At 44.5% G+C, this 13,352-nt stretch carries 11 protein-coding genes and 1 other annotated feature; of the genes, 3 read left to right on the forward strand and 8 right to left on the reverse strand.

Annotation, left to right across the window (positions count from 1 at the left end):
• The first annotated feature begins 5 nt into the window (after positions 1-5).
• Positions 6-1,271: an ATP-dependent RNA helicase SrmB gene (gene srmB / locus BCV39_RS07250; protein WP_048658056.1), complete on the forward strand. Its 1,266-nt coding sequence runs from the start codon at positions 6-8 to the stop codon at positions 1,269-1,271.
• 112 nt (positions 1,272-1,383) lie between these two features.
• Here the strand turns inward: srmB and yaaA are convergent, their stop codons facing one another.
• Positions 1,384-2,160: a peroxide stress protein YaaA gene (gene yaaA / locus BCV39_RS07255; RefSeq protein ID WP_102432245.1), complete on the reverse strand. Its 777-nt coding sequence runs from the start codon at positions 2,158-2,160 to the stop codon at positions 1,384-1,386.
• 208 nt (positions 2,161-2,368) lie between these two features.
• Complete coding sequence (locus tag BCV39_RS07260; RefSeq protein ID WP_032545312.1) at positions 2,369-3,796, reverse strand: sodium:alanine symporter family protein; 1,428 nt, start codon at positions 3,794-3,796, stop codon at positions 2,369-2,371.
• 711 nt (positions 3,797-4,507) lie between these two features.
• Here BCV39_RS07260 and BCV39_RS07265 point away from each other — a divergent pair.
• Complete coding sequence (locus tag BCV39_RS07265; RefSeq protein WP_008224353.1) at positions 4,508-4,696, forward strand: DUF3545 family protein; 189 nt, start codon at positions 4,508-4,510, stop codon at positions 4,694-4,696.
• Between the two features lie 185 nt (positions 4,697-4,881).
• Here the strand turns inward: BCV39_RS07265 and BCV39_RS07270 are convergent, their stop codons facing one another.
• The 3 genes from BCV39_RS07270 to nfo form a co-directional block, all read right to left on the reverse strand.
• The gene (locus BCV39_RS07270; protein ID WP_048658054.1) at positions 4,882-5,433 is read right to left on the reverse strand and encodes a hemerythrin domain-containing protein; all 552 of its coding nucleotides are present in this window, start codon (positions 5,431-5,433) and stop codon (positions 4,882-4,884) included.
• An 86-nt stretch (positions 5,434-5,519) separates the two neighbouring features.
• Positions 5,520-6,200, reverse strand: coding sequence for a uracil-DNA glycosylase (ung, locus tag BCV39_RS07275; RefSeq protein ID WP_057621958.1), 681 nt, complete (start codon positions 6,198-6,200; stop codon positions 5,520-5,522).
• Between the two features lie 397 nt (positions 6,201-6,597).
• Entirely contained in the window at positions 6,598-7,506 is a 909-nt protein-coding gene (nfo, locus tag BCV39_RS07280; RefSeq protein WP_048658052.1) for a deoxyribonuclease IV, read from the reverse strand.
• A 326-nt stretch (positions 7,507-7,832) separates the two neighbouring features.
• On the opposite strand from nfo, the gene grcA reads away from it, so the two are divergent.
• Positions 7,833-8,210, forward strand: coding sequence for an autonomous glycyl radical cofactor GrcA (gene grcA, locus BCV39_RS07285; protein ID WP_017059315.1), 378 nt, complete (start codon positions 7,833-7,835; stop codon positions 8,208-8,210).
• A 77-nt stretch (positions 8,211-8,287) separates the two neighbouring features.
• On the opposite strand, the gene thrC is transcribed toward grcA, so the two are convergent.
• From thrC to thrA, 3 genes are read right to left on the reverse strand one after another with little or no spacing between them, the layout of a single operon-like run.
• Positions 8,288-9,571 carry a threonine synthase gene (thrC, locus tag BCV39_RS07290; RefSeq protein ID WP_048662673.1) on the reverse strand — a complete coding sequence of 428 codons (1,284 nt, stop codon included), beginning with the start codon at positions 9,569-9,571 and terminating at the stop codon, positions 8,288-8,290.
• Positions 9,568-10,524, reverse strand: a complete 957-nt coding sequence (gene thrB / locus BCV39_RS07295) for a homoserine kinase (RefSeq protein ID WP_048658085.1) — start codon at positions 10,522-10,524, stop codon at positions 9,568-9,570. Before thrB ends, thrC begins: the two co-directional genes overlap by 4 nt.
• Positions 10,525-10,541: 17 nt before the next feature.
• A complete protein-coding gene (gene thrA / locus BCV39_RS07300; RefSeq protein WP_102432148.1) occupies positions 10,542-13,001 on the reverse strand; it encodes a bifunctional aspartate kinase/homoserine dehydrogenase I in 2,460 nt (819 codons plus the stop codon).
• A 29-nt stretch (positions 13,002-13,030) separates the two neighbouring features.
• Positions 13,031-13,149: a sequence feature (Thr leader region), on the reverse strand.
• Positions 13,150-13,352: the final 203 nt, after the last annotated feature.

The following is a 13,352-nucleotide window of genomic DNA, read 5'->3' on the forward strand; positions in this document are numbered from 1 at the left end:
CAACAGTGATCAGAACCTTTGCAGAACTCGATCTAAACCAAGAGCTGCTTAAAGCAATTGACGAAATGGGCTACGAACGCCCTACACAGATACAAGCTGAAGCAATCCCACAAGCGTTAGATGGAAGAGACGTTTTGGCTTCTGCGCCAACAGGTACTGGTAAAACAGCATCATTTGTATTGCCAGCACTGCAATACCTACTGGATTTCCCACGTAAGAAATCTGGCCCTGCTCGTATGCTTATCCTGACGCCAACGCGTGAGCTAGCAATGCAGATCACCGAACAAGCACGTGAGCTTGCTAAATACACTAGCCTAAATATCTTCACGATCACGGGCGGTGTTATGTACCAAGAGCACGCAGATATCTTAAGCACAACTCAAGATATCGTAGTAGCAACACCTGGTCGTTTGATGGAATACATTGAAGGCGAGCGTTTTGACTGCCGTGCAATTGAATGGCTGGTTCTAGATGAAGCCGACCGTATGCTAGACATGGGCTTTGGTCCTGTTGTTGACCGTCTGTCTGCAGAGTGTCGCTGGCGTAAACAAACTTTACTGTTCTCAGCAACGCTAGAAGGTAAAGGCATTGAAGGCTTCACTGAAGATCTACTGAAAAACCCAGCAGAGATCGATGCGAAATCATCACTTCGTGAGCGTAAGAAGATCACTCAGTGGTACCACCGTGCAGATACAGCAGAGCACAAGCTGAACATCCTAAAGCACATCATCACAGAGCAAGCTGAGCGTAGCATCGTATTCTTGAAGACGCGTGATCGCCTAGGTGATCTTCGTGCTCAACTAGAAAGCGCGCAAATCCCATGTGCGTGGATCCAAGGTGAAATGCCTCAAGATCGTCGTAACAACGCGATCGCTCGTTTCCGTGACGGTTCTGTCAACGTATTGCTAGCGACTGACGTTGCGGCTCGTGGTATCGACCTTCCAGACGTAAGCCACGTAATCAACTACGACATGCCACGTACTGCTGATGTATACCTACACCGTATTGGCCGTACTGCTCGTGCTGGTAAAAAAGGTAACGCGGTTTCTATCATTGAAGCGCACGATCAACTGATGATTGAACGTGTGGCTCGTTACACAGACGAACCAATCAAAGAACGCTTCATCGAAGGCATGCGCCCTACGCATAAGAAAGCGGCCGTGACTAAGAAAAAGAAGCCGAAGAAAGAAGATAAGAAAGCGGTAGAGAAACAAAAAATCGCGAAAAAGAAAAAAATCGCGAAGAAAAAGAAAGCAGCAAAGAAGAAATAATCTAACTGCTTCAACGATTCAATAAAAAGCCCCATGCAGTTCGCTGCATGGGGCTTTTCTCTATCTGGTTGGTATCTCGCCACAGAGCGTGACGACCATTAATCAATAACGTCTAGTTTTGCTCTTCACGCTTGAAGACTAACTCTTTCGCGTTCGACTCTTCTTCAACGAAGTAGTAACCCGCCGTATCAAACTGGGTCAACGCCTCGACCGAGTTGATCTTGTTCTCGATAATGTAGCGAGCCATCATGCCACGCGCTTTCTTCGCATAGAAACTGATCACCTTGTATTGACCGTTCTTACAGTCTTTGAATACAGGGGTAATCACTTGGCCATCCAAGCTCTTCGGCTTCACAGCTTTAAAGTATTCGTTAGATGCTAGGTTGATCAACACATTGTCGCCTTGAGCATTCAACGCTTCATTCAGCTTGTCTGTAATGATGTTGCCCCAGAACTGGTACAAGTTAGTACCACGAGCATTCGCCAAGCGTGTGCCCATCTCTAGACGGTAAGGCTGCATCAAATCTAACGGCTTAAGCAAGCCATATAACCCAGAAAGCATGCGCAGGTGATTTTGTGCGTAGTCAAAATCTTCATCCGATAGCGTCTCAGCATCTAAGCCAGTGTATACATCGCCCTTAAAGGCTAGGATTGCTTGGCGTGCGTTGTCTTGGGTAAAGGTCTCGCTCCACTGCTCAAAGCGCGCTACGTTCAACCCTGCGATTTTATCGCTCACCTTCATCAGTGCAGAAATATCGACTGGCGTCAGTTTACGGCACTCTTCAATCAGTTCAGCAGAGTGTTCAACAAACTCAGGCTGACTAAAGCGTTCAGTCGCTAATGGTGATTCGTAATCAAGTGTTTTGGCTGGAGAAACGACAACTAACATAACTTTACCCTAATCGGTTATCTAACTGGATGCTGCTAGAGTATAGAAAAAACATCAACTTGTCTTTATGACTCTTCCTATTACTTTGATAGGGAGAATGAGCTTTGATAGACAGAATGAGACAAATGACAGGCAAAGAAAAAGGCTAAGGTCGAAACCTTAGCCTTTCTAATCATTTTAGGATGAGCGGTTTATCGCTCCAACAAGATTATTTCTTGTTGTTGTCCCAAATACCGTCTTCCAGTTGAGACTTAAGCTCAGGGAAGTCATTCGAATCGAATGTCGGTACTTTACCCGCGTCTAGTTGGCGGTTGTAGTCTTTCGCTAGCTTAATCACGATGCCTGATAGCAGGATAATCGCCACCAAGTTAACAATCGCCATTAGGCCCATCGATACGTCAGCCAGGGCCCATACCGTTGGTAGTGTCGCTAGAGAACCGAACATAACCATACCCAGTACAACAATACGGAACAGCACTAGGCCTTTCTTGTTGTTGTGCTCTAGGAAGATAAGGTTCGTTTCAGCGTACGAGTAGTTTGCAATAATTGAAGTGAAAGCGAAGAAGAAAATCGCTACCGCTACAAAGATGCCACCCCATTCGCCAACTTGTGCTGTTAGTGCACGTTGCGTTAGTTCGATACCCGTAACTTCACCGTGTGGTACATACTCACCAGACATCAGGATGATTGCTACTGTTGCTGAACAGATAACAATGGTATCCATGAACACGCCTAGCATTTGCACGTAACCTTGTGATGCTGGGTGTGGTGGGTAAGGCGTAGCAGAAGCTGCTGCGTTTGGCGCAGAACCCATACCCGCTTCGTTCGAGAACAAACCACGTTTGATACCGTTAATCATCGCTTGTGCGATTGCGTAACCTAGGCCACCCGCCGCTGCTTCTTGCAGACCGAATGCACTCTTGAAGATAAGAGCCAATACTTCAGGCACTTTCTCGATGTTCGCGAACATCACGTACATAGCGATCGCTAGGTAAGCCAATGCCATGATTGGAACGATGATTTCTGCAGTACGTGCAATCTTACGGATACCACCGAAGATAACGAATGCAGAGATAATTACGATACCAACACCAACGTAGCTACGCTCAAGGTCAAATGCTGTGTTCATTGCGCTTGCAATCGCGTTTGCTTGAACCGCGTTGAATACAAGACCGAATGCAATGATTAGGAAGATAGAGAATAGAACCCCCATCCAACGCATGCCTAGGCCTTTCTCCATGTAGTATGCAGGGCCGCCGCGGTAGTTACCGTCGTTATCACGCGTTTTGTATAGCTGTGCCAGTGTACTTTCAGCAAACGATGTTGCCATACCTAGCATGGCGATTAGCCACATCCAGAAGATAGCACCAGGGCCACCTGCGGTTAGAGCTACAGCAACACCTGCCATGTTACCCGTACCTACACGAGCAGCGAGACTAGTACAAAGAGCTTGGAAAGAAGAGATACCAGCACTGTCTGCTTTACGGCTGTTTCTCAGAACAGAGAACATGTGGCCGAAATGGCGGAATTGAATGAAGCCTAGTCGTACAGTGAAGTAGATACCCACACCAACCAGTAAGTAAACTAAGATAGATCCCCAAAGGAGATCGTTCATCAAATTGATTAAGTCTGTCACGTGAACCTCGTAATTGAGTTTAAGCACCGATCATGCTTCCTAGCCTTCCTCTAAATCGCCTATGCCAGTGTCAATGTTGTGTCGGCATTCGTTTTATATTTATTTGCTGCGATCTAGATTGTAAATGTCGCTTCATGCATCCATTTTACGTATCAGTGTATTTTTTGACGGGCGGATAATGCAGCGAGACGACTTAAAAATCAATATGCAAATGCATTTATATTAAAATGACATTTCACTAATAACACACCTTTTGTTAACACAACTTTCAACAATACAGCCCAATAAAAGTCACATTATCGGGACATAATATCAACAACAGCCACGGCTCCGCCCCAACAAGAACACCATCCCATAAAAATGACGTCAGCCTAGGTTTTACAAGGTATAGTGAAGATCTTCGTTTTTTTCTAGGCCAATGAGATCCCTATACCGCATAGCACTATGTGCACTTCAATGCATTATAGGCAAAACACTATTCCATTCGCACAATGAATTAACATTCAATAACCCCTAATTTAATCGTTTACTTAGGTTTGTTTGCTTGTTTTTTATACATAAAAAGTCCCTCAATGTGTGAGCATGCATAAAAAAACAGAACAAAAACTTCATAGATTTGAAACAAATGAGAAATAAATCAAGGTTATGGTGAACCTAAATATGATATTTAATGGTTCGTAAGAACTAGTCCCACGGAAGGAGATATGGCTTATGGATAGCTTTCAATTCGATGAAGTATCAGAACTAGAAATGCCTCGTGCAACTCAAAAAACACGCTCGAAACCACTTAAGCGTAAGTGGCGTGAAATCGAAGCCATCAACGATCGCAGGCAGCTTGAGAAAGAGCTAAGAGAGATGAATCTCGGTCTCGATTTTAGCCTTGACGATATAAAGCTTTAATCAGCACGATAAGAAATCAGATAGCAAAAGGCACCTATAAAGGTGCCTTTTTTATTGTTTAGACTATCGCATCCGTTCAAAGCGCCGCACTAAGAACTAATCAACTAATATAGAGGGAGTCTCAAACAGTCACCTCTTAATATAGAAGGCACTTCGAAATAGGTGTGACTCACTCTTAATATTAACTAAACGCACTCTTGCTCATTTTGTCGAACGCGAGCTGCGAGCTGGCGATATTGGTCAGCAATCGTGTCCCCAAAAACAGGGTCGTCTTCTGGTTGAAGCCACTGTGACTCAACCTCTTGCCAATCCTTAACCGTGAACGCCTCAACAATCATTGGTAGCACATGCTTCTCTTCATATTCCATGTGCTTTCTCTGAGCCTTAACAAACGCTTCAAGCTGCTCAATAAAGACTTGCTGAGGAACCACCGCATCTTGAAGGATCATATCGACCACGCCTAAAAAGTCCGCCGTTTTCTCAGAAAGCAATTGATGCTCTAACTCCAAGTCTTCAATCGCTTGATCACTGCCATATTGTTTAAGATAGTAGCGATAAATAACGTCTTCTTTAGGGTGATGCACTTTGTCCGAATGGTTCATCAGGTAATCAACCACCTCTGCGATCAAGCTATAGTTTATTTCTCGCTCTTGTTTTAGAAGCTCTAACTTATTGTTGAGTATCGCGAGCAAACGAGCCATATAGCCATGCTCTCGTCTTATCCTTTCAATCATCATAGTATTGCACTCCATTACACCTACTGTTTATAAGTGTATACGAAGATGCTGATTTATGATTTGACCCGGCTCAGAAAACCACCAACCTACACTTCTGTTGGTAAACACCAGTCAATAGGTTGTTGATCCATAGAAGAAAGTAACTTGTTGGTTGTTGAGAAATGCTGACAACCGAAGAAGCCACGACGTGCCGATAATGGCGATGGGTGAGGTGCAACCAACACTTGATGTTTGTCTTCATCAATCGCTTGGCCTTTCTTCTGGGCGTGTGCGCCCCATAACAAAAAGATGATCGGTTCAGAACGCTGATTGAGCTCAGCAATCATGGCATCAGTAAAAGTTTCCCAACCACATTTCGCATGTGAGTGTGCTTTTGCCTCTTCTACTGTAAGAACGGTGTTCAACATCAACACCCCTTGCGATGCCCAAGAATCGAGATAACCGTGACTAGGAATCTCAAAGCCCTCTATATCTTGTGCAAGCTCTTTGTACATATTGCGTAGAGAAGGGGGGATTTTCACGCCAGGAAGGACTGAGAATGCTAAACCATGAGCTTGGTTAGCACCGTGATAAGGATCTTGCCCTAAGATAACTACTCGCACGGATTCGAAAGGCGTCATATCAAAGGCACTGAACACCTGATCTTGTGGCGGGTAGACGGTTTTCCCATTATTACGTTGCTGCTCAACAAACGCGAGGACACTCTGAAAGTACTCCTTGTCACGTTCATCATTAATAATGGATTCCCAAGTTTTTGGTGCGCTCATCGTTTTACTTCCCAATCATCAAGGTTTCTAGCGGCTTTCGCCAGACAAAAAAATAGCTGTATCGGCTAACTCTTCTAAATAAGGATCTAGTTATACCTCATACAGCTATCAATAAACATGATGTGTAGGGTTCACTTGTTGATGAATCATAATAATCAGTTCAAGTTGTGTTTATCTCGATTAACCACTTTTCTGTTGTGTACGATGGTGGCCATGGTTATGCACGTGACGGTTTGGTGTTGGTAAACGACTTGCGACAGCAACAGTTGAAGTTTGGGTGATTGAATACATAAAGGCACCTCCTCTAAGACATCGTGAACTACATATTCACTTTAATGTTATGAAAGAAAGGTGCCAATTTTTAGAAATAGACGGAAATAAATTTTCCCTTCTATTATTACGCTTCTTCGCTGACTACCGTTGCTGAGCGATGAAACATTCTAAGTTGTTGAATTTCCTCTTTCCAAATCGTCGAATCAATCGTTTCCAAGATAAGAGGGATACCATTAAAGCGAGAATCAGAAGCAATATACTCAAAACAATCCCAGCCAATTTCACCTTTTCCTAAAGAATGGTGTCGATCAACTCGACTCGCGAACTCAGCTTTTGAATCATTGATGTGCATTGCTCTTAGATAGTGCATACCCACAATGCGGTCGAACTCAGCAAAAGTATGCTCACACGCCTCTTTTGTACGTAAGTCATAGCCAGCAGTAAACGTATGGCAGGTGTCTAAGCACACGCCAACACGTGACTTATCTTCTACCTGCTCGATAATCTCAGCTAGATGTTCAAACTTCCAACCAAGGTTAGTGCCCTGCCCTGACGTATTCTCGATCACCGCGATTACGTCAGGTACAGCTTGATGAGCTAGGTTGATCGACTCGGCGATCTTAGCCAAACATTCGCTTTCTGAGATTTTCTTCAAATGACTCCCAGGATGAAAATTCAAAAGCGTTAACCCAAGTTGATTACAACGCTCCATCTCATCAATAAAAGCCGCGCGTGATTTCTCTAGCTTCTCTTCCTCTGGTGCTCCTAGGTTAATAAGGTAGGAGTCATGAGGAAGAATGTGCTCAGCACCGAAGCCCAACATTTTGCAATTGGCTTTGAAGGCACTAATGGTTTTCGCTTCTAGCGGTTTTGCCGCCCACTGTCTCTGATTCTTGGTAAACAGTGCAAACGCATTGGCACCTATTTCACGTGCACGCATAGGCGCCTGATCAACACCACCAGCAGCCGACACATGAGCGCCAATAAACTTCATATTTGTTTCCGGTTTTGAAGATGAATTATTGTTTGTCATTAAATCACTTTACACTTTCATAATGCTTAATAAATAAAGGGTTGTATCGGTTGTTGTTCAATAAAAACACAACAAATGTAGTAAACTTACAACAAATACAACTGTTAAATATTTTTTATACTTTAAAATATTTTGTAATTGCTTTGTTTTCAAAGGTTTTATTGATTTACCTCAAGATAATCACCTTTGTAAAAATATGGTTTTTGGTTGTTTTTTGACTTAAATCAATGTTAACCTTACTAATATTAGGTATATATTACTCAGCTCAATAAAAATCGAAAGTTAACACCATAATCAAACCACATTCAGTGGACTAGGAGATAGTTATGATCCAAGGTATTCAAATTACTAAAGCAGCAAACGATGACCTACTAAACTCAATCTGGCTACTAGATAGCGAGAAGAATGAAGCTCGTTGTGTTGTTGCTACTGCAGGTTTCGAAGCTGACCAAGTTATCTCAGCTGCAGACCTAGGCGAGTACGAAAGCCGTGAAGTTGCAATCGAAGCAGCACCACGCATCGAAGGTGGCCAACACCTAAACGTTAACGTTCTTAAGCGTGAAACGCTAGAAGACGCAGTTGCTCACCCAGAGAACTACCCACAGCTAACTATCCGTGTATCGGGTTACGCTGTACGTTTCAACTCTCTAACAACTGAACAGCAACGTGACGTTATCGCACGTACGTTCACTGAGTCTCTATAATTTTTAGAGCTTAAATTAGAATACAAAAACGGCGCTCATTGAGCGCCGTTTTTATTTGTTCGAAAAACAAATGGACGTTACGGTTGAACTCGACGAAGCACTGCTTTTAGCGCTTCAAAATCGTTATCAAGATCTTCAGACAACAACTCCATTGCCGCGTGTTTTGCTAGCGGGCCAGGCAGTTCGATATCAGAACCTAGGATGTCATCAACCACTTCTTTGAATTTCGCTGGGTGTGCTGTACACAGGAACAAGCCAGTTTCATTCTCTTGCAATTGCTCTTCCAATAGACGGTAAGCAATCGCACCATGTGGTTCACATAGGTAACCTTGTGCTTTTAGGTCGCGAACTGACTCAGCGCTCTGCTCGTCAGATACTTTACCTTTGCCTAGTGTATCTAAGCCCCAACCTTTCAGTTGGCAAAGCTCTTCAATACGAGGCCAGTTATTTGGTTGGCTTACGTCCATCGCGTTCGACGTTGTCGCAATGGTCGGTTTTGGATCCCATTGACCTGTTTCTAGGTAGCGAGGAACCGTGTCATTTTCATTGGTTGCTGCGATGAAACGCTTAACAGGTAAACCTAGTGCTTTAGCCAATAGACCCGCCGTTAGGTTACCAAAGTTACCACTTGGTACAGAAATAACTAGGTTTTCACGTTGCTCTTTAGTCAGCTGAGAAGCCGCTTCAAAGTAATAACAGATCTGAGCCATTAAACGGCTGATGTTGATAGAGTTTGCCGAGTTAAGACCAATCTCTTTACGCAGTTCAGCATCATCAAATGATTCTTTAACCAGAGCCTGACACGCATCAAAGTCACCATCGATAGCGACAGTGTGAATGTTCTTACCCAGCGTACAGAAAAGCTTCTCTTGCAATGGGCTGATCTTGCCTTTCGGGTAAAGAATCACAACATTGATGTCTTCCATGCCGTAGAAAGCATGTGCAACCGCCGCACCAGTATCACCTGATGTTGCTGTTAAGATCGTGATTTGACCACCATCTGAAACGGCTGCTAAAGACTGAGCCATAAAGCGGCCACCGAAATCTTTAAACGCCAGTGTAGGGCCGTGGAAAAGCTCAAGCGCGTAAACGCCGTCTTTTACTTGGTTGATTGGTGCAGGGAATTGGAACGCTGCATCCACCATTTGGTCGATCTGTTCTTTTGGTAATTCATCGCCAATCAATGCTGACAGAATCTTTGAGCTACGAGGGACAAAGTCCTCTGCTAGCAGCGCATCGATATCATCAAACTTTGGTAGCTCAGATGGAAAAAATAGACCTTGATTACGACCTAAACCTTGACGAACGGCTTGGCCAAAAGAGACTTGCTCGTCATTTTCTTTGATGTTGTACAGCTTCATAACTCACTTCCTGTAACGATCGAACCTTGCTTATCTAGGCGACAAACGTGAACGAATCCTTCTTCATTTTGTACGTAATTTTGTTCTAACCAGCGTGCAACACGCTCGGCGACATCTTGTTCTTTGCAAATGCTAAATAGAGTTGGACCGCTACCGGAGATCCCAGTAGCCAGTGCTCCTGCTGAAGTGGCGTATTTACGCGCATCAGCAAACCCTGGAAGCAGTTTCTCACGATATGGTTCAGCAATCACGTCTTTGATCATCTTCGCTGCTAGCTCTGGCTGACCAGAGTGGCACGCGTGGATAAAACCCGCTAGATGACGGCCATGGGCAATCACATCCTGACGACGATATTGAGAAGGAAGAATTTCGCGAGCTTCAGCCGTTGAAACCTTAATACCCGGATACGCCATTACCCAGTACCAGTCATCAAAACATGGGACTTCTTGGCTAATGATGCCTAGCTCTTCAAGCATTAATTGCACGCCACCAAGGTAACATGGCGCAACGTTATCGTAGTGAATACCGCCTGAAATCTTACCTTCCATCTCGCCCATCAGAGCAAGCAGTTCAGTTTCATTCAGTGGCTGACCGTGAAAACGGTTTAGCGCATCAAGCGCCGCTACGATTGAACATGCACTTGAACCTAGACCAGAACCAATAGGCATGTTCTTTTCGAGTGTCATTTCTAAAGGCTTTAGCGCAACGCCTTTTTTATCAAGCTCTCTAGAGAACACCACCCAGCAGTCGTAGACGATGTTTTCTTTGGCTTCAGTCGGCAGCTTAGAAACAAAGCTGCCTGCTGTTTTTAGCGAGAATGATTCATCGCCTGCTTTAACCATTACTCGGTCACCCAGCAGTGTGCCATCCACTGGAGACACAGCGGCCCCCAGCACATCAAACCCTACACTGACATTACCGATTGATGCAGGAGCATAAACGACAACATCCATATCACTTGAACTCATTCCTAAACTCCTAATTTCCAACCAAGAGTACGCATCACATCAGAGAATACGCCAGCTGCTGTTACTTCAGTACCCGCGCCGTAGCCACGTAGTACTAGAGGGATTGGTTGGTAGTAACGGCTGTAGAATGCTAATGCGTTCTCGCCATCTTTAATCTTGAACATTGGGTCATCGCCATCAACAGCAGCGATACGAACCTTACACTTACCTTCAGCGATTTCGCCAACATAACGAAGTACTTTGCCTTCTTCTGCTGCGATAGCCGACTGCTCTTGGAAGTAAGCATCCGCTTCTGGCAGACGAGCCATAAACTCTTCAACCGTGCCTGAGTCATCAAAACCTGGTGGCAGAGCTTGGTCAACTTCAACATCTTCAAGTTCAAGCGCCATGCCTGCTTCACGAGCAAGAATAAGCAGCTTACGCGCCACATCCATACCAGATAAATCGTCACGAGGATCCGGTTCAGTAAAGCCGTTATCTTTAGCAATATTGGTTGCTTGGCTTAGTGTCATACCTTCATCAAGTTTACCGAAGATGTAAGACAGTGAACCTGAAAGAATGCCGTTGAACTTCTCAAGTTCATCACCTGCAGAGATAAGGTTCTGAAGGTTTTCGATTACTGGTAGACCTGCACCTACGGTTGTTTCGTACATCAGCTTACGACGTGAGTTACGTGCAACTTCACGAAGCTGATGGTAGTAAGCCATGCTTGCTGTGTTTGCTTTCTTGTTTGGTGTTACCACGTGGAAACCAGCCGCTAGGAAATCAGCGTACTGCGCAGCAATACCTTCGCTAGACGTACAGTCAACCAATACTGGGTTGATGATGTGGTTACGTTGAACAAGAGCGGCTAAGCGAGCTAGGCTGAATTCTTCAGTCGCACTCGACATACGGTCACGCCACTGCTCTAACGGTAGACCATCGCTGTCTAGCAACAAACCTTTACTGTTTGCTAAACCACATACGCGAATCACGATGCCTTTTTCAGCCAATTTACCTTGCTGACGTTGGATCTGATCAACAAGTTCGCCACCAACGCCGCCAACACCCACAACGAATACGTCAAGGAAGTGCTTAGAGTTAAATAGGTTCTCGTGACACGCTTTGATTGCTTCAGAGATTTTATCTTCAGGGATAACCGCTGAGATAGCACGCTCAGATGACCCTTGAGCAATCGCAACAATGTTGACGTTCACTTCAGCTAAAGAAGAGAAGAACTGAGAAGCAACACCGCGTGAAGTACGCATACCGTCACCCACCAGCGTTACAATCGCTACGTCGTCCATGAACTCAACTGGCTCTAATAGACCATCTTTGAGCTCAAGTTCAAACGCGTCTGACAACACTTGTTTCGCTTTCACTTTGTCAGCCGATTCAATACAGAAGCTGATGCTGTACTCAGAAGACGATTGAGTAATAAGGACAATAGAAACGCCAGCCGAAGACATCGCGCCGAATACGCGACTTGCCATGCCAACCATGCCTTTCATACCAGGGCCTGATACGTTAACCATTGTTAGGTCACTTAGCGTAGTAATACCTTTAATTGCTAGGTTATCTTCGCCAGTGTCTTGACCAATCAAAGTACCCGCACCCTGTGGGTTAAAGCTGTTTTTGATCAGACAAGGAATATGGAATTGCGCGATAGGCGCGATAGTCTTCGGGTGCAGAACCGAAGCACCGAAGTAAGAAAGCTCCATCGCTTCTTGGTAGCTTAATGATTTAAGCAGACGTGCATCATCGACTAAGCGTGGGTCACAGTTGTAAACGCCGTCTACATCAGTCCAGATTTCACAGCAATCAGCACGTAGACATGCCGCTAGAACTGCCGCTGAGTAGTCAGAGCCATTACGGCCAAGTGTTACTAACTCACCTTTATCATTACCAGCAGTGAAGCCCGGCATGATGTTTACGTGACCTTTAGGAAGTGGCGATTGACGGAAGTTCTGAGTTGAAACATCCACATCGACCATAGCTTCAAGGTGATCACCTTTAGCGTATAGGTATTGAACTGGGTCAATCAGGCTTGCTGGTTGGCCTTTCGCTTCAAGTACCGCTTTCATCAACTGGATTGAGATTCGCTCACCTTTACTGATGATGCGAGCATTAACATGATTCGGGCACATACCCAGTAGGTTAATGCCGTTCACGAACTGTTTTAGCTGAGCAAGAGAAGTATCCACCTGCTCTTGGAACGCAGAACCGTCAATAGAAGGAACAACGGCTTGAATATCTGCAAACAGTGCAGCGAATGAGGATTCGATCTCTGTAATCTGTGCATCTGCTTCACCATTTTTAAGTGCAGCTTCAATTACAGCGACCAACTTATTGGTTGTTTTTCCTGGAGCCGATAGTACAACAGCTAGCTCTTCTTGCTGGGCATTATTAGCGATGATATCAGCCGCTCGTAAAAAACGATCTGCATCAGCTAATGATGAACCTCCAAACTTTAAAACGCGCATCCCTTTCTCCATAAGTCATAAAAATGGTACAAAAAAAGGCCTGTATCTTGTTGGATACAGGCCTTTTTTTTAAAATCCGTTACTTAGCAGCCTGCCCCAACAATGTTAATGTCGGTAATAATAATGGTTGTGGTCATTACTAGGTGGCTTAAGTGCTGCATATCAAATTCTCTGCTTGTGCTTTACTCTACGTGTATCAATTTTTACCACTGGACGTCAATGAAAAGTTGCGTTTTTTTTACATTCGCACCGTTTTTCAGAGCAAACCGTCATTTAAGGGATAAAACACCCTGTATAAACCTTCACTTAAGATACTGGATTTACTCATTGAACAAGCAAGAGTGATCAATT

The organism is Vibrio sp. 10N.286.55.E10, from assembly GCF_002872555.1.
In the GTDB taxonomy this organism is placed as follows: Bacteria; Pseudomonadota; Gammaproteobacteria; order Enterobacterales; family Vibrionaceae; genus Vibrio; species Vibrio crassostreae.